General features: G+C 75.0%; 18 protein-coding genes. 6 read left to right on the forward strand and 12 right to left on the reverse strand.

What is annotated here, in order from left to right; genetic code table 11:
- The first annotated feature begins 55 nt into the window (after window positions 1-55).
- Window positions 56-529 (forward strand): hypothetical protein, encoded by a 474-nt coding sequence (locus tag KMZ30_RS21685; protein WP_226902731.1) that lies wholly within the window; start codon window positions 56-58, stop codon window positions 527-529.
- Window positions 530-755: 226 nt separating this feature from the next.
- Here the strand turns inward: KMZ30_RS21685 and KMZ30_RS12710 are convergent, their stop codons facing one another.
- The 11 genes from KMZ30_RS12710 to KMZ30_RS12760 form a co-directional block, all read right to left on the reverse strand.
- Window positions 756-3,203 carry a transglutaminaseTgpA domain-containing protein gene (locus tag KMZ30_RS12710; RefSeq protein ID WP_215513348.1) on the reverse strand — a complete coding sequence of 816 codons (2,448 nt, stop codon included), beginning with the start codon at window positions 3,201-3,203 and terminating at the stop codon, window positions 756-758.
- Window positions 3,200-4,354: a DUF58 domain-containing protein gene (locus KMZ30_RS12715; RefSeq protein ID WP_215513349.1), complete on the reverse strand. Its 1,155-nt coding sequence runs from the start codon at window positions 4,352-4,354 to the stop codon at window positions 3,200-3,202. Before KMZ30_RS12715 ends, KMZ30_RS12710 begins: the two co-directional genes overlap by 4 nt.
- A 53-nt stretch (window positions 4,355-4,407) precedes the next feature.
- Window positions 4,408-5,388 carry an AAA family ATPase gene (locus KMZ30_RS12720; protein WP_215513469.1) on the reverse strand — a complete coding sequence of 327 codons (981 nt, stop codon included), beginning with the start codon at window positions 5,386-5,388 and terminating at the stop codon, window positions 4,408-4,410.
- Between the two features lie 41 nt (window positions 5,389-5,429).
- On the reverse strand, window positions 5,430-11,618 hold the full coding sequence (locus tag KMZ30_RS22055) for an Ig-like domain-containing protein (protein WP_215513350.1): 6,189 nt from the start codon (window positions 11,616-11,618) through the stop codon (window positions 5,430-5,432).
- A 205-nt stretch (window positions 11,619-11,823) separates the two neighbouring features.
- Window positions 11,824-13,878: a PhoX family protein gene (locus tag KMZ30_RS12730; protein ID WP_215513351.1), complete on the reverse strand. Its 2,055-nt coding sequence runs from the start codon at window positions 13,876-13,878 to the stop codon at window positions 11,824-11,826.
- 133 nt (window positions 13,879-14,011) lie between these two features.
- Window positions 14,012-14,380, reverse strand: coding sequence for a DUF2568 domain-containing protein (locus tag KMZ30_RS12735; protein ID WP_215513352.1), 369 nt, complete (start codon window positions 14,378-14,380; stop codon window positions 14,012-14,014).
- Entirely contained in the window at window positions 14,377-14,958 is a 582-nt protein-coding gene (locus KMZ30_RS12740; protein ID WP_215513353.1) for an NADH-quinone oxidoreductase subunit B, read from the reverse strand. The genes KMZ30_RS12735 and KMZ30_RS12740 overlap by 4 nt, the downstream gene beginning before the upstream one ends.
- Window positions 14,959-14,971: 13 nt before the next feature.
- Complete coding sequence (locus KMZ30_RS12745; RefSeq protein WP_215513354.1) at window positions 14,972-15,337, reverse strand: NADH-quinone oxidoreductase subunit A; 366 nt, start codon at window positions 15,335-15,337, stop codon at window positions 14,972-14,974.
- A gap of 49 nt (window positions 15,338-15,386) precedes the next feature.
- Window positions 15,387-15,944 carry an LppA family lipoprotein gene (locus KMZ30_RS12750; protein ID WP_215513355.1) on the reverse strand — a complete coding sequence of 186 codons (558 nt, stop codon included), beginning with the start codon at window positions 15,942-15,944 and terminating at the stop codon, window positions 15,387-15,389.
- A gap of 26 nt (window positions 15,945-15,970) precedes the next feature.
- Complete coding sequence (locus KMZ30_RS12755; RefSeq protein ID WP_215513356.1) at window positions 15,971-17,701, reverse strand: alpha/beta hydrolase; 1,731 nt, start codon at window positions 17,699-17,701, stop codon at window positions 15,971-15,973.
- Window positions 17,698-18,003 (reverse strand): hypothetical protein, encoded by a 306-nt coding sequence (locus KMZ30_RS12760; protein WP_215513357.1) that lies wholly within the window; start codon window positions 18,001-18,003, stop codon window positions 17,698-17,700. Before KMZ30_RS12760 ends, KMZ30_RS12755 begins: the two co-directional genes overlap by 4 nt.
- Before the next feature lie 240 nt (window positions 18,004-18,243).
- On the opposite strand from KMZ30_RS12760, the gene KMZ30_RS12765 reads away from it, so the two are divergent.
- The 5 genes from KMZ30_RS12765 to KMZ30_RS12785 all read left to right on the forward strand — a co-directional run bounded on the left by KMZ30_RS12765 (window position 18,244) and on the right by KMZ30_RS12785 (window position 23,117).
- Complete coding sequence (locus KMZ30_RS12765; protein ID WP_215513358.1) at window positions 18,244-20,109, forward strand: 2-oxoacid:acceptor oxidoreductase subunit alpha; 1,866 nt, start codon at window positions 18,244-18,246, stop codon at window positions 20,107-20,109.
- Window positions 20,110-20,126: 17 nt separating this feature from the next.
- Complete coding sequence (locus tag KMZ30_RS12770) at window positions 20,127-21,194, forward strand: 2-oxoacid:ferredoxin oxidoreductase subunit beta (protein WP_215513470.1); 1,068 nt, start codon at window positions 20,127-20,129, stop codon at window positions 21,192-21,194.
- Between the two features lie 38 nt (window positions 21,195-21,232).
- Window positions 21,233-22,180, forward strand: coding sequence for an EamA family transporter RarD (gene rarD / locus KMZ30_RS12775; protein ID WP_215513359.1), 948 nt, complete (start codon window positions 21,233-21,235; stop codon window positions 22,178-22,180).
- A gap of 100 nt (window positions 22,181-22,280) precedes the next feature.
- On the forward strand, window positions 22,281-22,832 hold the full coding sequence (locus KMZ30_RS21695) for an excalibur calcium-binding domain-containing protein (RefSeq protein WP_308279789.1): 552 nt from the start codon (window positions 22,281-22,283) through the stop codon (window positions 22,830-22,832).
- Between the two features lie 27 nt (window positions 22,833-22,859).
- Entirely contained in the window at window positions 22,860-23,117 is a 258-nt protein-coding gene (locus KMZ30_RS12785; protein WP_215513360.1) for an Ada metal-binding domain-containing protein, read from the forward strand.
- Between the two features lie 142 nt (window positions 23,118-23,259).
- Here the strand turns inward: KMZ30_RS12785 and KMZ30_RS12790 are convergent, their stop codons facing one another.
- Entirely contained in the window at window positions 23,260-24,006 is a 747-nt protein-coding gene (locus tag KMZ30_RS12790) for a PIG-L deacetylase family protein (protein WP_226902755.1), read from the reverse strand.
- Window positions 24,007-24,010: the final 4 nt, after the last annotated feature.

A 24,010-nucleotide genomic window follows, 5' to 3' on the forward strand; every position in this document is an offset into this window, starting at 1 on the left:
GCGACCTGCGCCGAACCCAGGCGGGCGGCGCGTCGTCCTCCCTACGATGGACGGCGTGGACGGGCTGGACGAGGTCGACGAGACCACGATCCCCCGGTCCCGGCTGCGGGCGGTCGTCGAGGCGACGCGCGCCGAGCCCCTCGTGCCCGTGGTGCCCGTCGTGCCCGCGCCGAGGGTCGTGCGCGACGCGCCCGAGCCCCCGCGCGCCGCGGCCCGGCGCACCGGCGCCTCCCTCGACGTGCGCATCGTGCCGTGGGCTGTGCCCCCGGCCGACCTGCCGGCTCCCGCGCCCACGGCGACGCCGGCCACCGCACCGGCCCCGCCGGCCCCGCTGCCCGACCGGCCGCGCGGTACCCGTCCCTCGGAGGTCTCGGCCGCCCCGCTGTCCCCCGCGGCGCGCCCCCGCCCGCAGCGGCACCTCGGCTACGCCCCGAGCGTCGGCGCCGTCGACCTCTCGCCCGAGCGCCCGACGCCGCTGACCGACCCGCCCCGCCGCGGCGTCCTCGCCCGGCTGCGCCGCCGCCGCTGACCCCATCCCCGCGGTCGAGGTGAAACCCGACCACGAGGGGGTCCAGTTTCACCTCGACCCGGCATCCATCCTCCCGGTCGAGGTATCCCGCCGACGCCAGACGCAGGTGGGATACCTCGAACCACGCGCCAGCGCCGCCGCCGCTGACCCGGGTCGAGGTGAAACCCGACCACCACAAGGTCCTGTTTCACCTCGACTCGGCATCGATCCCTCGGGGTGGGGGACGTCAGGCGGAGGCGTGCTCGAGGCTGTCGGCGCGGGAGGTGTCGGCCGGAGACGTGGCCGGCTCGGACGCCGGCGGGCGGACGCCCTCGGCGTGGATGGCGGACGGCGTGCGCATCCGGCCCCGGCCCCGGTCCGGCGTCAGCGAGGTGAGCGAGACCGCGCGCCGCCAGCGCTCGCGCAGCGTGCGGCCCTCGGCCAGGTCGTGGCGGGCCCGGCGCGCGAGGGCCCAGGCACGGTCGGCGCGCGCGTCGTCGGCCCCGGCCGGTCCGTACAGCGCGTCGTCGACGGTCCGGGCCGTGTCGAGGAGGGACGCTCCCCCCACCGCCCGCGCGACCTCGCGCCGCGTGTCGCGCCCGGAGACCTCGTAGCCGGCGTCGCGCAGGGCGTCGACGACGTCGGCCCACGCCGCGCCGGTACGGGCGGTCGGGGTGCCCCGGCGACGACGCCATCCGCGCCGGACCCCCTTGAGCAGCACGAGCAGGCCGGTCCACAGGGGGATGCCGAGCGCCGGCACCGCGGCCACGGCCAGCGCCGCGACGGCCCAGACCGGGAGGCTCAGCCCGACCTCGGGCGTCGTCGACCGGCTGCGACCGCTCGCGCCCTCGTCGAGGGTGAAGCCGTCCTCGCTGCTCGGCGGCCGCTGCGCGGTGGGCGGCGGCACGGTCGAGGCCCGGTTCGGCTCCTGGTCGAGCACGGTCCGGGGGTCCGGCGCCCGGTCCCGCGGCGGCACGAAGTCCTCCGGGGCGATGAGCTGCCAGCGCGTGCCGTCGTGCACCTCGACCCAGGCCCGGACGTCGCTGCCGAGGACGACCCCGCCCTCGCCGGGCACCGCCCCGAGGACGACGCGGGCCGGCATCCCGAGGTAGGCGGCCGCGAGCGCGACGGTGGCGGCGTACTGCTCGTCGTCACCGGCCGGCTGGCGGTCGGCGACGAAGGACGAGAGCCGGCCGAGCGAGTGGCCCGGCAGGACGGTCGTCTGGCCCTCGCCGCCGTCGCTGTAGGCGCCGGTGTCGCGCAGCCTCGCCCCGACGGCGCGCAGGCGGTCCATCGGGGCGTCGCCCGCCTCGACGCTCGCGGCGACCAGCTGCGCCACCGGCTGGAGGAGGGTGGGGTCGACGGGCGGCGTCGCGGGCGGCGTGGCGTCGGGGGCGCCGAGGCGGGCCCGCAACGTGTAGGTGTCGCCGCCGTCCAGCCCCTCGGGGAGGACCGCGGCCCCGGTGTCGAGGTTGAGCCGCAGGGCGTCGTCGAGGTCGCGACCGCGCGGGCCGGTGAAGGCCAGGCCGGTCTCGCCGCCGACCGTGGGCACCCAGATCCGCAGGTCCTTGCGACCCGCCCAGGCCTCGCCGACCGTCACCGTCGCCTCGACCGGGGTGCCCCCGGCCGCGCGGGGGATCTCCGCACCGACCCGCAGGAAGGTGCCGGACTCCGGGGTCGTGCCCGCGCGCCCGTCCCCGGCGGCCCACACGGTGCCGGAGTAGGTGTCGACGGTCGCGAGCCGCAGCAGCGTGCCGGCCGGCAGGCCGCGCGCGGTGAAGAGGACCTCGTCGGCGAGGGCCGCGTTGCTCGGCCGGAAGGCCCGGAAGGCCGCCAACGGGCTCGGCCGGTCGGTCGCGGCGAAGGGCGGGGCGACGTGCGAGCGCAGCACCTGACGGTCGGGGGCCCCGACCCACGGCACCGCCCCGAGGACGATGACCCCGACGACCGCGAGCAGCAGCGCGCCGGTGGCGGCCCGCTCGAGCGAGTGCGTGCTGTGGACGACGACGGTCCGCCGGGCGCGGTCGGCCCCCCAGGTGAGGCCGACGACGAAGAGCACGACGGCGCGCGCGACCATCCCACCGGGGTCCGTGACGCCGAGGGCGGCGACGGCGGCGGCGAGCGCGGCCGGGACGACCAGCGGCAGGTGCGGCGCCCCGGTCCGGCGGGCGAGCATCGTCGTCGCTCCACCGGCGACGAGGGCCAGGAGGAACGGCAGGAGGCCGAGGGGGCCGGCGCCGTCGACCGGCGGCAGCGTGGTGAGCATGCGCATCCAGCCGTCGACCGCGATGCCGGCGAGCTCCCCCCACGCGGTGGGGGTCGGCAGCGGGCCGGCCGCGGTGCCGCGCAGGACGAGGGGCGGGGCGAGCAGCGCACCCGCGACGACGAGCGCCGGCGCGAGCGTCCACCACGGCGCGCGGAGCCGGCAGACGAGCAGCGCGAGGAGCACCCCCGCGACGAGCCCGACGGCCGACGGGAGCACCCAGGACCAGCCGAGGTAGGTGCCCGCGAACCCGCTGAGCGCCGCGGCGACGAGGACGAGCACCGCCGCGACGTCGACGACCACGTCGAGCGGGTGCGGCTGACGACGGCGCGAGCGCCGGGTCGGGCCGGACGACGACGGGGACGGCCCGGCGGGCCCCGCCGGGGCCGGCATCCGGCCCCCGGGGCGGGACGGGGCCGACAGGAGGCTCATCGGCCGCCCACCACCCGGACCAGGCGCGGCAGGTCGTCGAGCGAGCCCATCGTGAGGAAGGTCAGGCCGGCGACCGTCGAGGTGGTGCTGCGCTCCCCCGGCGCGACCCGCAGGACGACGACCCGCACGTGCGGCCCGAGGTGGGTCGCGGCGCGCTGCGCCTCGGGCAGCGACGTGCCGGCCCCGGTCACGAGGACCGTGATGCTCGTGACCGGCGCGAGGCCGACGAGCCGGGTCGCGAGCGCCGGCAGGTCGGTGCCGTCCGGCTCGACGCGCGCGAAGCCGTCGAGCGTGCGGGCGACCCCGACGCGGTCGACGGCGTGGCCGCCCGCGACGACGGTGACGTCCATCTCGTCGCGCAGCGCCCGCAGCGCGACCGAGGCCGCCGCGGTCACCCCCGTCTCGAACGTGTCGTCGTCGCCGCCGTAGCCGTCGAGCCGGGCGTCCAGGACGACCCCGAGGTGTGAGCGACGGGTGTCGGTGTAGCCCTTCATCATCAGCGAGGTGGTGCCCGACGCCGCCGTCATCCGCGCCGAGGACTGCCAGTGGATGTGCCGGCGGTCGTCACCGGGGACGTAGCCCCGCAGGGTGTGGAAGTCGAGGTCGGACAGCGAGGGGTCCGGGGTGGGCCGGCCCTCGAGGTCGCGGACGAGGCCGGCGTCGAGCGAGGGGATGTTGATGGTCCTCGGGTGGACGAACAGCTCGACGGTCCGCGACGCGTTGAGCGTGCGCCGGGCCAGTCCGAACGGGTCGCCGAGCACGGTCGTCACGGGCCCGACGAGGACGACCCCGCGGCGCGTGGTGCGGACCGGGAAGGGGAAGTCGACCCGCACCCCGGGGCCGAGCGACGGCATCCGGAAGGCCTCGACCCGCGGCCCGACCGGCACCTCGAGGTCGGCGGGCGCGACGCGCCGGCTGCGCGGGTTGCTCACGAGCAGCGACCCGTCGGCCACCCCGCCGGGCGTGACCCGCACCGGGTGCAGCGAGAGGTCGAGGTCGACCCGCGAGCCACCGAGCGCCATGAGCACGGACACCCCGAGCAGGACGACGAGGGCGAGCCCGATGATCCGGGCCTCCTCCCACGCGAAGGTCCATCCGACCAGCCCGACGAGCACGCCGACGACCAGCGCACCCCAGCCGGTGCGGGTCACGACGGACCGCTCCCGGAGGAGTGCGAGGAGGTGGCGCGGCGAGGTCACGGGCGTCAGCGCCCCGCGGCCGGTGGGAGGGGGACGACGTCGAAGAGCTCGTCGACGACGTCGGGGACGGCGACGCCCTCGAACTGCGCGTCCGCGTCGAGGAGCAGCCGGTGCTGCATGACCGGGACGGCGAGCTCCTTGAGGTCGTCCGGGACGACGTAGTTGCGCCCCTGCCCGGCGGCCCACGCCTTCGCGGCGTGGACGTAGCCGAGCATCCCGCGCACGGACAGGCCGAGGCGCAGGTGGCGGTGGTCCCGCGAGCGCTCCGCGACCGCCTGGACGAACTCGAGCAGCGGGCGCGAGACGTGCACGGAGCGCGCGACCTTCCGCATCCGCTCCACCTGCGAACCGTCGAGGACGGCGGTGACGCCGGCCGCGCGGTCGCGGACGGCGAGCCCCGACAGGACGCCGATGGTCGCCTCGGCGTCCGGGTAGCCGATCGCGGTCTTCATGAGGAAGCGGTCCAGCTGGGCCTCGGGCAGGGGGTAGGTGCCGGCCTGCTCGATGGGGTTCTGGGTCGCGATGACCATGAACGGGCTCGGCACGTCGTGGGTCGTGCCGTCGACCGTGACCCGGCCCTCCTCCATCACCTCGAGCAGCGCCGACTGGGTCTTCGGCGAGGCGCGGTTGATCTCGTCGGCGAGGACGACGTTGGCGAAGACCGGCCCGCGGCGGAACTCGAAGACCTGCGCCCGGGGGTCGTAGATCGACGCACCGGTGACGTCGCTGGGCAGGAGGTCGGGGGTGAACTGGATGCGCTGGTGGGTGCCGTGCACCGCCCCCGCGAGGGCCCGGGCCAGGCTGGTCTTGCCGGTGCCGGGCACGTCCTCGACGAGGAGGTGCCCCCCGGCCGCGAGGCACGTGACGGCCAGCTGGACGACGCGCTCCTTGCCGACGAGGGCCTGACCGACGGCGCCGACGACCGTCGTGAACGTCTCGCCGAACCAGGCGATCTCGTCGGCGTGGGCCAGGGGCTCGGTGCTCATCGCGTCCTCGTCGGTGCTCGGGGTGGGGTGGCGGAAGGGGCTCATCGGGCGGTCCAGGTGTCCTCGACGGGGGTGGCGGGGTCGCGGCTGTCGTCGCACGAGATGGTGTACCGCGTCCCGGGGACGGGGGTGAGGGAGGTGGTCGGCGCGTCGGGCCCGAAGTCCCCGGAGCCGTCGGTCTCGAAGGTGGCGCGGACGGGGTCGCCGCCCTCGGGCGTGATCGTGCACCGCATCGTCGCGCTCGCCGTGAGGTTGCGGGCCACGACGGTGAGGAGGTCGCCCTCCGAGCGCACCCGGAGGGACCCCTCGCCCGTCGACGCCGTCGTCGAGCTGCTGCGCGAGTCCCCGCGGCGGGTCGCGGTGGCCTCGATCGTCACGTCCCGCCCGTAGCCGACCTTCGTGCGGTAGCGCTGGGTCCACGTCCCGGTGCCGGTCCGGTCGGCGTCGGGCGGCGAGGTGCCCTCGACCCCGCCCGTGACGGTGACGGCCACGTCGGCCGCCCGGCCGTTGGCGTCGACGGAGACGACGTAGGTGACGTAGGCCCCGACGGTCGACTCGACGCTCACGCCGACGGCGCCGAGCGGCCCGTAGACGACGTCGGAGGTCGTCCGGGCGGTCGAGGTCAGTCCGGCGGAGTTGGTCGCGGTGAGGACGAAGGTGTAGTCGCTGCCGTTCTCGGGGACCGTCACGGTCTCGTCGAAGTCCGTCGGGGTCCGGGGGGCCGTCCACTCCCCGCACGACACCCCGCCGACGCGGCAGGTGATGGTGACGCCGTCGTCGCGCGCCGGCGGCGAGGTGAAGCTCAGCTCGACCTGGCGGTCGGTGCCGGTGGCCGAGGCCGCGACGCCGGTGAAGTCGCCCGGGGTACCGACGGCCCGGCGCGTCGTCGCTGCGCTGACGGCGGACCGGTTGACGTCGTTCGCCGCCTGGACGCGGTAGTCGTACGTCGAGCCGTCGTTGTCGACCGCGTCGGCCTCGCACCGTGTCGCGGCGGTGCCGGCGCAGATCGTCACGGTGCCGCCGGGACCGCTGCGGGTCACCGTGTAGGTGGTGTCGCCCGGTCCGTTGGGCGCGACCCCCGACCACGAGACGACGACGACCTGCCGGGCGCCGCCGCCGACCTCCGAGGCGTCGACCGTCGGGGCCTCCGGCACGGCCGGCGTCCCGGCGGACTGCCCCTCGACGGTGACGGCCGGCCCGAACCCGGCCTCGTTGCGGGCCTTGATCGTGAAGGGGGTGCGCAGCGTGTTGTCGAGCCCACCGGCGGTGACGGACGTCGAGGTCGTCTCGGCCCGACCGCCCGGCCACGTCACGAGGTAGCCGGTGACCGCCGAGCCGCCGCTCGGGGCCGCGTCCCACGCCACGGTGACCGCACGGTCGCGCGGGTCGGTGACGCGCGGCGCCCGGGGGGCACCCGGCACCTCGTCCGCGGTGACCGGCGCCGACGGCGCCGACGAGGGTCCGAAGCCGACCGCGTTGCGCGCCTTGACGGTGAAGCGGATGGGGGTGGCGTTGCTCAGGCCGGTCACCACGCAGGGCGACGCGGGGCACTGCTGCGAACCTCCGTCCCAGTCGACCTGGTAGGACTCGACGGGCAGGCCGTTGTCGCCCGGGGCGGTCCACGCGAGCCTGGCGGAGCGGCTGAGGGTGGGACCGGTCTGCGCGGGGGCGCCCGGGGCGTCCGGTGCGCCGAGGACGTCGACGGTGAGGAGCCCGGACCCCTGCCGGTCCGTGCGGCCGGTCGAGTCGACGTCGGTGAACGTCACCCGGAAGGTGAGCCGCCCCTTGGCCCCCGCCCCCGGGGTGACGGCGACCGCGCGGGAGCCGTCGCGCCGGGCCGTCGACGCCACCCCCGACAGCTGGGTCACGTCGAGCACGTCGTACCGGGGGTCGACGAGCGGTGAGCGCAGGTAGCCGTCGAGCGACACGACCTGGGTCGTGCCGGCGCGCACGCCGCTGACCGCGACCGGCAGCATCGTCGGCGGCTGGGCCGGGGCCACGCGCACGGTGAGCACCGCGGGGACCGCCTCGGTGCCGTCGACGGTGACGAGGAGGCGGGCGGTCGTGCCCGGCACCGCCGCCGAGGAGGCGGCGACCGAGAGCGTCGTCCCGTCGCTGGCCAGGACCGACAGCCCGGGCACCGGCGACTCGAACGAGCCGGAGTAGCGCAGGGTGGGCAGGGTCTCGGGCCGCGCGGTCCAGACGTGGCAGAGCTGCCGGATGCCGAGCGGTCGCGACGTGCCGCCGACGACGACGTCGACCGCGGTCGGGGGGCAGCGCAGGACCGGGGTCTCCGGTCCCACCTGCACCGGCACGGTGAGGAAGGCCCGGCGCCCCGCACCCGCGCCGGGGGTGGCGGACGTCGTCACCTCGAAGGAGACGGCGGCGGGGCCGACGTAGTCGCGCAGCGCGGTGACCCGCAGCTGCGAGGGCCCCTCGGACCGCACGCGCAGCGCCCCTGCGGGCGAGGCGGCGAGCCGGTCCTCGGTCGTCAGCGTGAGGGGTCGCCCGGCCGGGACGTCGACGACGTCCGCGAGGTCGACGAGGGTGGAGCCGCCCCGGTCGACCCGGACGAGCGCGTCCGGCTTGACGCTCGGGACGCTGGAGCCGCCCGCGGGGATGTGGACGAGCCCGAGCGCGGCGGCCCCGCCCGCGTCGAGGACCTCGAAGGACAGCACCTGCGGCACCGGCTTGACCAGGAGCGTCGCCCGGCCGTCGACCACGGTCGCGTCCGGTGCGTTGAAGACCCGGCTCACCTGCAGCGCGCCCCCGGCGTCGTCGGGGTCGACGGCACCGGCGAGGAGGTCGACCTCCACGGTCTGCGCACCGGCCGCGGGCCGGGCCAGGGCGTTGCGCGGCTCGGGCGGCAGGTTGACGCCCTCACGGCCGCGGACGGTCAGCGTCGCCGTGGAGGACTCTCCACTCGCGCCGGTGATCGAGTAGGGGATGCGCAGCGGCGTCGTGGTCGGCGGGCCCAGCACCGAGATGCGGCCCGACGCGGCGTCGAGGCGGACGCCGGCCCGCTCGGCGGCGTCGACGTTCTCGAGCGGCTGGACCGTGGCGCGGTCACCGATCGGCTGGATGTCGTTGCCCAGCACGTCGACCGAGACGCGGCGACCGGGCGCCACCGTCACCTCGTCGTCGACCGCGACGACCGGCTGGGGGTCCCCCGGCGGGGACACGGCGATCCGGATCGTCCCGGTGCCGACCTTGGTGTACCGGTCCCCCAGGAGGTAGGTGATGTCGTCGGTGCCGCCGCTCGTCGGGTAGGCCTGGTAGGTGATGGACGACGGCGTCACCGCGAGGACGCGGCCCAGGCGCGGCGCGGAGGCCAGCCCGACGAGGGTCGTCGAGTCACCGTCCGGGTCGGCGCCGGAGCCCGCGATCGAGACGGTGATGGTGTCACCCGCGACGACCCGGCCCTCGAGGGTCGCGGGGGTCGGCGCGCGGTTGGGGCGCTGCGCGTCGGGGGGCGGGATGACGGTGACGCGCACGGTGCCGGACGCGCGCGACCCCACGGCGTTCTCGGCGACGTAGGTGATCGTGACCGTGCGCTGCTCGGTGACCTCCGGCGCCTGGAAGCGCACGAGCGAGCCGGCGACGTACGCCGCGCCGGTCGCCTCGTCCGTCGGTCCGCCGTCGGCGCCGCCCAGGGGCAGCATCCCGCTGCGCGCGGCCCCCTCGACCTGGGGCGCGAGCCTCAGCGTGGTGCCCCCGGGGTCGAGGTCGTTGTCCAGGACGGGGATCGACACCTGGTCGCCGGAGCGCACCGTGGCGGTGTCGTCGACGGCGACGGGCGCGTCGTCCGTCGGCGCGGGCAGCTGGAGGACGGAGACCGAGCCGACGGCCGTCTTGCCGGCGCCGTTGGTCACCGTGTACTTGACGAGGACCGGGTTGGGCCGCAGCTCCGGGCGGTTCGGGACGATGCGCAGCCACCGCCCGCGCAGCACGGCGACCTGCACCGCGTCCGAGCTGTCCGCCTCGGCGCTCTGCACCGTCAGCAGGCCGCCCGCGGGGTCGACGTCGTTGGCGAGGACGTCGGTGATGGTCGCGGTCTGGCCGTGGACGACGGCCTGGTCGAGCATCGCGGTGATGTCGCCGGTGCGCTCGGAGGCGGCCCGCACGTCGACCCGCATCGCGCCGCGGGCGGTGTTCGCCGAGCCGTAGCGCACCGTGTACGCGAGCAGGTAGGTGCCGGGGGCGCCGGCCGTGACGGTCACCGTGCCGGCCTCGATGCTCGTCGCGACCGTCGTGCCGTCGGGCGCGGTGACGTTGCCCGCGAGCTGGAGGCGCGCCGAGGGGTCCGTGGGGTCGGTGCCCGGGATGTCGTTCTCGAGGGGTCGCAGGACGATCGGCTTGTCGACCTCGCCGCGCCCGACGTCCGGCAGCGCGGTGGCGGGGGTCGTCTGGTCCGCGTCGGGGGCGAGGACGTCGAGGCTCAGCCGCCCGGTGCTCTCGGCCGTGCCGTCGGTCACCGTGTACTCGAGGGTGCGGGGGCCGGTCTCACCGACCGCGGTGTAGCGCAGCCGGCCGTCGGGGGTGACGCTGACGGCACGGTCGCCGTCCCGGGCGCCGGTCACGGCGACGGGGTCGGAGTCGGGGTCGCGCCAGTCGCCCGCGACGGGGATGGTGACCGAGCCCCGGTTGGTCACCGACGTCACCGTCGGCACGTAGTTGCTCCGCAGGACGGGCGCGCCGTTCTCGTCGGGCGCACGGACGGTCACGGTGACGCGCGCCGTGGACCGGTTGCCCCGCCCGTCGTCGATGACGTAGTCGAAGCCGGTCGAGCGCGCCGACGGCGGGAGGGTCAGCTGGACGGTCTGCCCGTCGGGCGCGATGTCGAGCGTGCCGTCGCTCTTCGCCAGCTCCGAGACGCGGGTGATGGACAGGACGCTGCCGCTGGGGTTGGCGTCGTTGTCGAGGAGGTGCAGGACGCTCGTGCGGTTGGGGCGGACCCCGACCTCGTCGTCGCGCGCCTGCGGCGGCTTGGCGGTGCGGTCCACGACCGACGACGGGTCGGGGTCGTCCCGGGGGGTCTGCGAGGACGGGGGCGCGACGGCCGCCCAGTCGTCGAGCCGCGCGCCGGTGTCGGCGTCCCAGACGGCGCCCGTCGAGGTGTCGTTGAGCGCGACCGTGCGGTGGTTGACGCGCAGGCGGGGCGAGCTGAGGGTGCCGGCGTCGGTGAGGGTCACCGTCTCCGGGGCGGAGCCGCTGCAGACCTTGACGGCGCGGCCGGGGGTGCCCGACCAGGCGGCGTACGCGCAGCCGTCGAGCACGACGGGGGAGGTGCCGGGGCCGGGGCCGCCCGGCGTGAGCGACCGGGTCACCCCGCTCGACAGGTCGACCGCGAGGAGGGCGCGCGGGGTCGTCACGAGCACCTCCCCGTTCGTCGTGACGTCCTGCGGCACGCCGCCGGCCACCGACTCGCCGCTGAGGACGACCCGGCGGCCACCCGGTCGCACGACCACCCCGGTCACGGTGTCGAGGACGACCGGCCCGCCCGGGGTGAGGACGATCTGCGTCTCCTGCAGCGGGCCGCCGAGCGAGCTGCGGACCGGCCGGAAGCCGCCGTCGGCGGTCGGGAGCAGGGTGGTCAGTCGCCCACCGGACCCGGCGGCGTAGGCGGTGCCGTCGGCGCCCACCGCCACGTCGGCCGGGAACTCGGTCGTCGCGTCCTGGGCGATGGGGACGTTCTCGACGGCGCGGCCGTCGAGCCCGTCGACGGCCGCGAGCGTGGGGCTGGAGGAGTGCGCGACGTGGACGCTGCCGGTCTCGGTGTCGACGGTGGCGGTGGTGCTGCCGCCGACGGCGAGCAGGGCCCGGTTCGGCAGGTCCACCGCCCGGTCCGTGACGAGGGCGCCGGTCCGGACGTCGACGGCGGCGACCCGCCCGGTCTGGCGGTCGCGGGTGAGGACCGAGCTGCCGGACTGGACGACGTCGAGCGCGTAGCTCTGGCTCGGCTCGTCGCCCGCCGGCGGGAAGGCCGCGTCGAGGCGGGCGGCCGGGCCGTTGAGGCGTCCGAAGAGGCCGGAGCGGTCGTTGGTCACCCAGAGGGTGCCGTCGTTGGCCTCGGGGTGGTCGGTCGTGTACCCCTCGCTCTGCGTCGCGGCCCAGCCGTAGCCCCCGAGGACGAGCGCCACGACGGTGGCGACGACCGTCCCCGTGCGGGGTCGCCGGAACCCGCGACGGGACCGCTGGTCACGCCGCGACGAGCCTCGCACCTCGCTCATGAACCCTCGGTCCATCGGCCTCGGGCACGGACCGACCTCCGTGCCCGCAGTCATTGTGGGCCATCCGGTTGGGTCAGGTGTGCCGGTTGGGACAAAGCCGCCCCGGCGTTTCGCCCAGCGACGACGAGGGCCCGGCGGCGCCGCCGCAGCGACGGCGACGGGCCGGGGACGCCGTGCGGCGTCCCCGGCCCGTCGGGGCGCGGGGTCAGGCGCGGTGCACCTGCACGACGCTCGGCCGGGGCCCGCCCCAGCGGCCGCGCGAGAGGGTCCCGGGCGCGACGTAGTCGGGGAAGAAGGAGTGCTGGTCGGCCCAGGACCCGTCCTCGCCCGGGTGCTGGACGGCCACGAAGACCGACCCGTCACGGTCGTGCACGACCGGGCCGCAGGTCTCGGCCTCGCGCGGCACGGCGAGGAACTGCTCGACCTTGCCGCGCTGCCGCCCGGAGAGCGTGACCCGGTGCAGGGCGTCGTTGAGCCCGAGGGTCCCCGGCTGGCCGTCGGTCGAGATCCACAGGGCGCCGGTGGAGTCGAACGCCACGTTGTCGGGGCAGGAGATCGGCGAGACGGGGCCGTCGTAGCCGCCGAAGTACGTCCCGGCCGAGCTCGGGTCGCCGCAGACGAGCAGGAGGGTCCACGCGAAGCGGGTCGAGGTCGGGTCGTTCCGGTGCTCGGTCAGCTCGAGGACGTGGCCCTCGCGGTTGGTGACGCGCGGGTTGGCCTCGTCGACGCCCGGGTTGGCGCCGACGCCGCGGTTGGTGTTGTTCGTCAGGGCCGCGTAGACCTTGCCGGTCACCGGGTTGGGCTGGACGTCCTCGGGCCGGTCCATCTTCGTGGCGCCGACGCGGTCGGCGGCCAGGCGGGTGAAGACGAGGACCTCGGCGACGCTCATCCCGGCGACCTTCGAGCGGCCGCCCTCGACGAGCGGGATCCACCGGCCGCTGCCGTCGAAGGCCTCGTCGGCGGGCAGGTCGCCGGAGCCGTCGATCTGCCCGGCCGGGCTGTCGCCCGTGAGCCTCGCGACGTACAGGTCACCGGAGGACAGCAGGCGCTTGTTGGCCTCGCGCGCCGCCCGGGACGAGCCCTTGACCATCTTCTTCGAGGAGACGAACTTGTAGAGGTAGTCGAAGCGCTCGTCGTCGCCGGAGTACGCGACGACCCGGCCGTCGGGGGCGACCCGGATGTTGGCGCTCTCGTGCTTGAAGCGGCCCATCGCGGTGTGCTTGACCGGGGTGGAGTCGGGGTCCTCCGGGTCGATCTCGACGACCCAGCCGAAGCGGTGGACCTCGTTCTCGTAGCCCGGCTGCCGGGCGTCGAAGCGCGGGTCGACGGTCCACCAGGCGCGGCCGCCGGCGGTCGTCGGGATGCCGTAGCGCTTGTTCTCGGGGGTGTCGTTCGCGACGAAGTACTGGTTGAAGTTCTCCTCGCCCGACAGGACCGTGCCCCACGGGGTCGTGCCGCCGGAGCAGTTGTTCTGCGTGCCGAGGATGCGGCGGCCGAGCGGGTCGTCCTGCGTGCGCAGGAGCGGGTGCCCGGCGGCGGGGCCGTCGACGGCGAACTCGGTCTGCAGGTGGATGCGCCGGTTGAGGCGGGCGCCGCGCACCATGCTCCAGGGGCGCCCGGGGCCCGAGCGGCGCAGCTCGACGACGGTCAGGCCGTGGGCGGCCATCGCGACCCGCTTCTGCTCGGCGAGGGTCTCCTCGTCGTCGGTCGGCGGGAACATGATGTTCTCGTTCGTGTACTCGTGGTTGAGCACCGCGACGGCGCGGCGGCCCCGGCTGCCCTTGCGCTCGATGATGTCGAGGTAGTCGCAGTTGTAGCCGACCTGCTGCCGCTGCGCCGCCTCGGTCTGGCGCTCCGGGTCGAACTCCGGGGTGTGCCGGAAGAGCGGGTCGCCCCAGCGGATGACCGGCGTCCAGGTCCAGCCCTTGGGGACCGTCAGGTCGTCGACGTCGGCCGGCACCGGCGCGATGGGCGTGAAGCGCAGGCCCGCACCGTGGTGGGCGCTGCCGTGGCCGCCGGCGACGGCCGGCCCGGCCGGCGAGAGGGCGACCGCGAGCGCGCCGCCCCCGACACCGCCGAGCATCCGGCGGCGGCTGAACGCCGCGCTCGCGATGTCGCGGAAGTAGCCGTTCTCGCTCGTGTTCGGGGCGGGGTGCGCGCAGGCGTTGCCGCACTTCAGCTCGCAGGTGACCGCGCTGCGCTTGCCGCGTGCGTGGGGCACGAGCGAGAGCATCCGGCGGTTCTCGGGGGCGATGGTCATTGGGGTCTCCCGGGGCTCGGCGTGGGTGTCCGCGCAGGACGCTAGGTGCGCGAGGGGACCCTGCCGCCGACCTCCGGGGGAACAGCGGGTGACCATTGCGGGAGGCGCGGGTGACGCCCGGGTCAGGCGTCGGTCAGGACGCGGGGGAGCCGGGCTCCGCGGGGCGATGGAGCACCGTCTGCGCCGCGACGACGACGAGCCCGGCGACCCCGACGAACCACGCCCAGCCGGTCCACCCCGCCGCGAGCAGGCCGAACGCGACGCCGTAGACGAGCACGACGGCGGCCGCGGTGCGGGGTCCCGGTGCGAGGCGCAGGCGGGCCTTCGGCGCCATGAACAGCCCCCAGAGGACGAGCACGAGCAGCGTCGCGACGACGGCCGCGGCCCAGCCCGCTGCTCCTCCGCCGACCGCGTGGTGGGCGAGCGCCCCGACCCCGCCGAAGAGCGCGAGCTCGGTGACGAAGGCGACGAGCGCCAGCAGCGCGAGGACGGGCGTGCTCACGGGCGCGCGACCAGCCCGCGGGAGACGTCGGCGGCCGTGGCCGCGCGGTGGCCGGCGAACCGGCCGCGCCGGCGCTCGGCGATCGCGGCGCCACTGACCCGCTCGGCGGCGATCTTCTCCTGGAGCGTGATGATCCCCTGGAGCAGCGCCTCGGGCCGCGGCGGGCAGCCGGGGACGTAGACGTCGACGGGCACGAGCTGGTCGACGCCCTTGGTCACCGAGTACGAGTCCCAGTACGGCCCACCGGAGTTGCTGCACGCCCCGAAGGAGATGACGTACTTGGGCTCGGGCATCTGGTCGTAGAGGCGGCGGATGGCCGGCGCCATCTTGTCGGTGACGGTGCCGGAGACCACCATGAGGTCGGCCTGCCGCGGGCCCGGCGCGAACGGGATGACCCCGAGCCGGATGAAGTCGTGCCGGCCCATCGACGTCGCGATGAACTCGATGGCGCAGCACGCGAGCCCGAAGTTGAAGACCCAGAGGCTGTAGCGCCGGCCCCAGTTGAGCACCATCCGCACCGGCTTGGGTGCGTGCTCGGCGAGCGGCCCGACGCGGGGCATCGGCAGGTCGACGCTCATCGGCGCTCCCTCGTCATCGCAGGTCCCACCGCAGGAGGCCGCGCCGGCCGGCGTGGACGAGCCCGAGGAGCAGGACGCCGACGAAGACGACGACCTCGCCGAGCGAGGCGACCCCGAGGTCGGCGTCGCGCAGGACGAGGGCCCACGGGAAGAGGTAGACGGCGTCGACGGCGAAGACGACGTAGAGGAACGCGAAGGAGAGGTAGCGCACCTGCGACTGTGCCCAGCCGGTGCCGACGGGGTCGACGCCCGACTCGTAGGTCGCGCGACCGGCGGCGTCGACCGCGCGGGGCGCGACGAGGCGACGGACGACCATCGCGGCCGCCACGAGGAGCACGCCCGCGAGGACGACCGCCGCGACGGCGAGGTAGCCCTCCATGACGCGCCAGCCTAGCCGGGTGCGCCGACGCCGGTCCCGGCCGCGGTCCTCAGCCCTGCGCGGGCAGGAAGCAGGCGCCGTAGAGCGTGAGGATGGTCCCGGCCTTGGTGCCGAACTCGACCCGCGCGCCCGTGGCGGGGTCGCCGACGGAGACCTGGTGCGCCCCCGGTTCGTCCTGGAGGACGGTCACCTCGCTGAAGCCCTGCTCGCGCAGCGGCACGAGCATCGCGTCGACCGTCGCCTGCCACCGGTCGTCGGGGACGGCCCCCTTGGCACCGCGGCCGATCGAGTAGTTGGCGTTCTCGGCGCCGTCGACGGTGTCGAAGGGGGCCGAGCAGACGCTCCGGCTGCGCTGCGACGGCGCGTCGGCCTGCCACTCCAGCCCCGGGGCCTGGGCGTCGATCGTGTCGCGCAGCTCGACGAGGAGCGCGAGGTACCCCTTCTCGGCCTCCTCGAAGGTGGGCCGCTGCGCCAGCTGCTCCCTGGGGTCCATGCTGCCTCCCGTGTTCGTCGTCGAAGAACATCCCGTCGTGGCCGCGAGCGCCACGGCGGCCAGCACCGTCGCGCTCCGTCGCCACGCGCCTCGCCCGCCCCGGTGACCGCCCATGGTCGGCCAGCCTAGGCGGCGGGCCGTCACCCCCCGAGCCACGAGGGCCACCAGTCCCAGGCGCGGGGGTCGTCGGTGATGCCGGTGTTGTTGCCCTCCACGGCGTCCTGCGGGTGGCCGGAGACGACGGTCGCCATGTTGTACTGGCTCGTCGAGTGCTGCTCGAGGTAGCTGGAGTGGCCGCTGACCCCCGCGTAATCCTGCCCGTCGACCGTCGCGTCACCGGTCTCGAGGTGGTTGATGCCGTCCATCGCCGAGGGGTCGATGCCGAAGCGGCCGAGGTCCCCGACGCCGTCCCACTTCGCCTCGGCGTAGTAGGCGCTCCCGCTCGGGATGTCGAGGTCGTCGACGTCGCTCGTGCCGAGGCCGGGCGAGCCGAAGAACACCGCCCGGTCCACCCCCGTGCCCTCGTGCTGGAGGCCGTACCCGGTCGTCGTCGACCCGTAGGAGTGGCCGAGGGCGGTGAGGTCGGGGTCGGTCGCGCGCGAGGAGTTGATCCCCCGGTAGAAGTCGGCGAGCGAGGCGCCCCCGTCCTCGGCCGCGCCGGAGAGCGCGACCGAGTCGCCGGAGAACGTCGAGCCCCACTGCGGCGCCTGGTAGTCCAGCCACACGACCGTGGCGACCGTGCTGTCGAAGTCACCGTTGCGGGCGAGCTGGTCCAGGGTCGCGTCGCGCAGGTCGGCCATGTCGTTGACGTAGCCGCCCATCCCCTCGACCGTGCTCGTGAGGCCGGGGGTGAAGACCCCGACGTGGTCGGCGGTGTCGACGTCGCCGATGGAGACCGCGGCCTGCGGGCGCTGCCCCGGGGTCAGGTCGAAGACCAGCAGGTGGGTGTCGGGCTTCTCGAGCGCCTCCTCGAGCGTGTCAATGGCGCCCAGCTGCTCGCGGATGGTCTGCGCCTCGGCGAGGAGCGCGAGGTAGTCGGGGTCGTAGGGGTCGGGGTCCATCGCGGCGAGCTCGTCCTCGATGTCCTGCTGCCGGTCGCGCAGCTCGGTGGCGGCGTCCTCGAGGCGGGTGCGGTTGGCCTCGTCGCGGACGCCCATCGGGATGCCGTCGAGGTTGCCGACCCAGTCCGGGTGCTCGTCGAGGACGCGCTGCTGCTCCTCCGGCGACAGCGACTCCCACCATCCGGTGTTGTCGGCAGGGGTGCCGCCGCTCGGCGGGCCGAGGAGCGAGAGGTGGCCGGCGGCGTCGCCGTCGCGGGCTGCCTCGTCGAGCGAGAGGTCGGAGCCGTCCGCGATCGTGCCGTCGCGGACCGAGGTGAGCACGGCGACGAGGTCGACGTCGACGTCGTTCGCCTTGCGCAGCGCCTGCTCGACGCGCGCGACGCACTCGTCGACGAGGACCTGGCGCTCCTGGCGGGCGACCTGCTCGTCGTGCTCGCTGGCGTAGCACATCTGGAGACCGCTCTCGTCGCTCACCGTGCCGTCGGCCGAGATGGTCAGGCCGTGGGCGCTCGCGTACTCGACCACGGCGTCGACGGCGTGCTCGACACCGGTCACGGCGTCACCGGCCTCGATGACGGCCCGGCGGGCGGCGCTCACCTCGGCGACGAGGATCTCGAGGTCGTCGGTGACGCGGCGCAGCCGGGTGCTCGCGGTGGAGGCCGCCGAGCCGGTCCAGCGCGCCGGGCCCGCCATCGTGCGCAGGTCGTCGGCGCGGTCGGTGAGGGTGCGCCGGCTGGTCGTCAGCGCCTCCTCGGCCGTCGTGAAGGGCGCGGCCCTCCACTGCTTCACCTGGCCCCAGGTGAGGCTCATCGCGGCTGGTTGGGGCCGGCGGGCGTGAACGCGGCGCGGGCGGCGGCGTCGTCGGTCTCGTACCGCGTGGCCGCGGACTCCAGGCCCTCGGCGTAGCGGCGGGCGCCGCGGACCCAGGAGCGCACGTCGGCCTCCCAGCTGGTGGCGACGGTCTCGACGAGCGACGCGGCGCTCGCGCCGGGGATGGCGGCCGCGACGCCGCGCAGGTCGTCGGGGGCCGTGGTGTCCTCGACGACGTCGAGCGCGTCGCGGGCCGCCTGCGCCGAGCTGCGCAGGTCCTCGATCTGGACCTCGTACCCCATGCCTCCCCCTCGTGCGGTGGACCTCTCGGCATCCACCCTCCCGGCTGTCCCCCGACCGTACAAGGGGGAGCACTCCCCACGCGGGCGGTCCCGGAGGACCGGCGGACGACGGCTGGACGACGGGTGGTCGGGTCGTGGATGCGAGGAAGGGTGGCCTCACCTGCGACGTACGATGGAACACGGTGCGCCCACCCGTGGGTTGGGCCCCACGAGAGCACTCCCGACACCCCAGGGACCACCGTGACCAGCAAGACCGTCCAGACCCTCGACCGCGTCGTCATCCGGTTCGCCGGAGACTCCGGCGACGGGATGCAGCTGACCGGCGACCGCTTCACCTCCGAGACCGCGGCGCTCGGCAACGACCTGTCGACGCTGCCGAACTTCCCGGCCGAGATCCGCGCGCCCCAGGGCACGCTGCCCGGCGTCTCGAGCTTCCAGCTGCACTTCGCCGACCACGACGTCCTCACGCCGGGCGACGCCCCCGACGTCCTCGTCGCGATGAACCCGGCGGCGCTCAAGGCCAACCTCGCCGACGTGCCGCGCGGCGCTACGATCGTCGCGAACACCGACGAGTTCACCAAGCGCAACCTCGCGAAGGTCGGCTACGACGCCAACCCGCTCGAGGACGGCAGCCTCGACTCCTGGCACGTGCACCCGGTGGCGCTCACCTCGATCACCGTCGAGGCGCTCGCGCCGTTCGAGGGCCTGAGCCGCAAGGAGAAGGAGCGGGCGAAGAACATGTTCGCCCTCGGCCTCCTGTCGTGGATGTACACGCGGCCGACGACCGGCACCGAGGCCTTCCTCGCGAAGAAGTTCGGCGGCCGCCCCGAGATCCTCGAGGCGAACCTCACCGCCCTGCGCGCCGGTTGGAACTACGGCGAGACGACCGAGGACTTCGCCTCCTCGTACGTCGTCAAGGCCGCGCCGATGGCGCCGGGCACCTACCGCAACGTCACCGGCAACACGGCGCTCGCGCTCGGCCTCGTGGCCGCCGCGCACCGCGCCGGCCGCCCGCTCGTGCTCGGCTCGTACCCGATCACCCCGGCGTCCGACATCCTCCATGCGCTGTCGTCGATGAAGCGGCACGGCGTGACGACGATCCAGGCCGAGGACGAGATCGCCGGCATCGGCATCGCGCTCGGCGCGTCCTACGGTGGCTCGATCGGCGTGACGACGACGTCCGGCCCGGGCATCGCCCTCAAGTCCGAGACGATCGGGCTCGCGGTCTCGCTCGAGCTGCCGCTGGTCGTCGTCGACATCCAGCGCGGCGGCCCGTCGACCGGCCTGCCGACCAAGACCGAGCAGGCCGACCTGCTCCAGGTGATGTACGGCCGCAACGGCGAGTCGCCGGTGCCGGTCGTCGCCGCGCAGACGCCGGCCGACTGCTTCGACGCGGCGATGGATGCCGTCCGCATCGCGACGACGTACCGGACGCCGGTCATCCTCCTCTCCGACGGCTACCTCGCGAACGGCTCCGAGCCGTGGTCGGTGCCGTCCGTCTCGGACCTGCCCGAGATGGCGGTCGACCTCGCCGCCGAGCCGAACGCGGTCGACGACAAGGGTGCTGCGGTGTTCCGTCCGTACCTGCGCGACCCCGAGACGCTCGCGCGACCGTGGGCCGTGCCGGGCACGCCCGGCCTCGAGCACCGCATCGGCGGCATCGAGAAGGCCGACGTGACGGGCGACATCAGCTACGACCCCGACAACCACGACCGGATGGTCCGGCTGCGCGCGGCGAAGGTCGCGGGCGCCACCGTGCCCGACGTCGAGGTCGACGACCCGAGCGGCGACGCGAAGGTCCTCGTGCTCGGCTGGGGCTCGACCTACGGGCCGATCGCGTCGGCCACGCGCACGGTCCGCAACGCCGGCCACCACGTGGCCCGCGCGCACCTGCGCCACCTCAACCCCTTCCCCGCGAACCTCGGCGAGGTCCTGCGCCGCTACGAGCGCGTCGTCGTGCCGGAGATGAACACCGGCCAGCTCGCGCTGCTCCTGCGCGCCGAGTACCTCGTCGACGTCCGCTCGTACACGTCGGTGCGGGGGCTGCCGTTCACCACGGTCGAGCTCGCCGACGTCGTCTCGACCACCCTCGAGGAGATCCAGTGACCACCGTCGAGCTCGGCATGCCCGTGACCGGCCTCCAGCACGTCCCGCACCTGCCGGACGACGCCGCGAAGCAGACGAAGAAGGACTTCACCTCGGACCAGGAGGTGCGCTGGTGCCCCGGTTGCGGCGACTACGTCATCCTCGCCGCGGTCCAGTCGTTCCTGCCCGAGCTCGGGCTGCGCCGCGAGAACATCGTCTTCGTCTCGGGCATCGGCTGCTCGTCGCGCTTCCCGTACTACCTCGACACCTACGGGATGCACTCGATCCACGGGCGCGCCCCGGCCATCGCGACCGGTCTCGCGACCTCGCGGCCCGACCTGTCGGTGTGGGTCGTCACCGGTGACGGCGACGCCTTGTCGATCGGCGGCAACCACCTCATCCACGCGCTGCGCCGCAACGTCAACATGACGATCCTGTTGTTCAACAACCAGATCTACGGCCTGACCAAGGGGCAGTACTCCCCCACGTCGCGCACGGGGTCGGTCACGAAGTCGAGCCCGCTCGGGTCGGTCGACGCGCCGTTCAACCCGGTGTCGCTGGCGCTCGGGGCCGAGGCGACGTTCGTCGCGCGGGCGATGGAGTCCGACCGCGACGAGCTGAAGTCGGTGCTCAAGGCCGCGGCCGAGCACCGGGGCGCCGCGCTCGTCGAGATCTACCAGAACTGCCCGATCTTCAACGACGGCGCGTTCGAGGTGCTCAAGGACCGCTCGCAGCAGGCGGCTCGCATCGTGCGGCTGCGCTCTGGCGAGCCGGTGACCGTCGGGCCGGAGGACGACCGCCGCGTGCTCGTGCGCGTCGCCGGGGGCACGTCGGAGTTCGTGCCGGAGGCCGAGGTCGGCACCCGCGAGGTCGTCGTCCACGACGCCGCGGCGGAGGACCCGTCGGCGGCCTTCGCGCTCTCGCGCCTGGACTCCCCCGAGATGACGCACGTGCCGATGGGCATCTTTCGCCAGGTCGCGCGGCCGACGTACGACGACCTCGTGCGCGCGCAGGTCGAGGGCGCCGTCGACGCCGCCGGCGGGCCCGCCGGTGACGGGGACCTCGACGAGCTGCTGCGCGGCCGCGACACGTGGACCGTGGGGTGACCGCGGCCGGCGACGAACGGGCATCGTCGGGGGACGCCGTGGCCGAGGCTGCGGCGGAGGTCCGCCGGGGCACCGGCTACGGCTTCCTCGCCTACGGCATCTGGGGACTCTTCCCGCTCTACTTCGCGGCGCTCGAGCCGTCCGGGGCGTTCGAGATCCTCGCGCACCGCATCCTCTGGACGCTCGCCGTCTGCGTGCTCGTGCTGCTCGTGCGGCGCGACCTCGCGTGGATCCGGTCGTTCGTCTCGCGGCCCCGGCTGGTCGGCGGCATCACCGTCGCCGGGCTGCTCATCGCCGCGAACTGGGTCATCTACGTCCTGGCGGTGCTGACCGGGCGCACCTACGAGGCGGCGCTCGGGTACTTCCTCAACCCGATCGTCACGGTGGCGCTCGGCGTGTTCGTGCTGCGCGAGCGGCTGCGGCCGCTGCAGTGGGCGGCGGTCGGCATCGGGGCCCTGGCCTCCGTGTGGCTGGCCGTGGCCGGTGGCGTCGTCCCGTGGATCCCTCTCGCGCTGGCGTTCTCGTTCGGTCTGTACGGGCTGGTCAAGAAGAAGGTCGGTGCCTCGCTCGAGGCGATGCACTCGCTCGCGGCCGAGACGACGGTGCTCGCGCCGGTCGCCGTCGTCGTCCTGTTCGTGCTCGCTGCGCGCGACGAGATCACCTTCGCCGGGCACGGCGGGTGGCACACGACGCTGCTCGTGCTGTCCGGGGTCGTCACCGCGGTCCCGTTGCTGCTGTTCGCCGCTGCCGCGCGGCGCATCCCGCTGGTCACCGTCGGGCTCATCCAGTTCATCACCCCCGTGCTGCAGCTCGTCGTCGGCGTGACGCTCCTCGGCGAGCACGTGTCGGGCCGGCTGTGGATCGGGTTCGGCATCGTCTGGGTGGCGCTCGTGCTGCTGTCCTACGACTCCCTCACCGCGGCCCGCACCTCCCGCCGCGCCGCCGCGGCCGCCCGCTCGCCGGAGTGCCCCGAGCCCACCGTCTGACGCGTCGGCAAGGGCCGGCGCAGATCCGTCCGCGAGGAGCCTTGTGCAGCAACCCCGCAGGTCGTAGGTTCGCAGGACTCGAAGCAGGGGGAAACTCGTCGTGCGTATTTCTGTCGTCGCCCAGGCCGCAGCGGCCACCGTTCTGATGCTCACCGTCGCCGCATGCGGCACCCAGGAAGTCGAACTCACGTCCGGCCGAGCGCAGCCTCTCGTCGGCTCTGCCTCGACTGCGTCGGCCGACGAGTCCGCCGAGCTGGCAGCGGCCCAACAAGCCGAAGAGGCAACCGCCGCCGCGGAGGCGACGGCAGCTGCCGAGGCGCAGGCCAAGGCCGCCGCCGAGGCCAAGGCCAAGGCCGCCTCGAAGGCGAAGGCCGCCGCCGCTGCGAAGGCCGCAGCGGCCAAGAAGGCGAAGGCCGCAGCCGCCGCAAAGGCCAAGGCTGCGGCTGCCAAGAAGGCCAAGGCCGCGGCCGCCGCGAAGGCGAAGGCGGCAGCCGCCGCCAAGGCCAGGGCTGCCGTCAAGCCGGTGGTCACGAGCGTCTACTTCAAGAACTGCGACGCCGCCCGGGCCGCTGGTGCCGCGCCGGTGCACCGCGGCGACCCTGGGTATGCGAGGCACCTCGACCGCGATGGCGATGGCGTCGGCTGCGAGTAGACGGGTCCGGGCCCGGGCCGGCAAAGCATGAAGGAGTACACGCTGCTCGGCCGCGACGGGAAGCCCTACGCGTCCACCGTGCCCGGGACGTTGGGGGGTCACCGCCGGAGCAAGGTCTACGGCCGCCTCGACTGTCCCACTGCTCTGCGGTACATCGCGAAGGGCCAGTACGTGCAACACCGGGTCTTCTTCGCCGACGAAGAGGTCGCGCTCGCGGCCGGGTACCGTCCGTGCGCCAGCTGCCTGAGGCCCGAGTACCACCGGTGGCGTGCGGCTCAGGTCTGACGGACCGCCACCTGGCCCCTCCGCACGTCCGGCTCAGCCCAGCGCAACCTGCACCTCGTCGCACCGTGACCACCGGGCGCGCCAGCTGGGCCTCCTGCGCCGGCCGTGCCTCCAGCCCTCCACCAGCCCTGTCGATGCTGACTCAGCGAGGCAGGACGTCGCCCGCCCCGGCCTCCGGGCCGACGCCGTGCCGACCGCCCCGCAGGCGCCGCAGGTGGTCGTGCCCGAGGAAGGCCTCGGTGAGCTCGTCGCTCAGGCCGTCGAACGGCGATGCCTGGGACCGGTGCTCGCGGATGGCGGCCTGCCGCGCCGGGAGGTGCCGACGGACGTCGACGACGGTCGTGACGTCCTCGTCGGGACAGCCGATGTCGGGCAGCTCGGCGTAGGCCTGCGCCGAGTCCTCGCCGCTCTTCTCCACCAGCCAGCGGTGGAGGAGGGAGCGGGGCAAGCAGTGCGCGTCCACGACGACGTCCGGTGGCGTCGCGGCCAGCACGGCGTCCCGGACCCGGGCGTGGTCGCGGTGACCGTCGCTGCCGTCGAGCGTGACGACCACGTCGGGGCGGTGGCGCTCGACGGCCTCGCGCACCCGGGCCACGAGGTCGTCGAACGGGACGCCGCAGATCGAGCCGGTCGGCGGCTCACCGTCCATCCCGGAGTCGCCGAGACCGACGACCTCCACCGCCGAGACGCCGAGCACCGAGGCCGCGCGGCGCAGCTCGGTCTCGCGCAGCGCGCCGACGCCATCGGCGGGGACCTCGACGCCGTCGACCACCTCGCCGGCCTCCCCCCGGCTCAGGCAGACGACGACGGTCTCGGCGTGCTCGGCGGCCTCGAGGAGCACGGACCCGCACCCGAACGTCTCGTCGTCGGGGTGTGCGACGACGACCATGAGC

Origin of the sequence: Phycicoccus mangrovi, from assembly GCF_018729305.1 — a bacterium.
GTDB classification, from domain to species: domain Bacteria; phylum Actinomycetota; class Actinomycetes; order Actinomycetales; family Dermatophilaceae; genus Phycicoccus; species Phycicoccus jejuensis.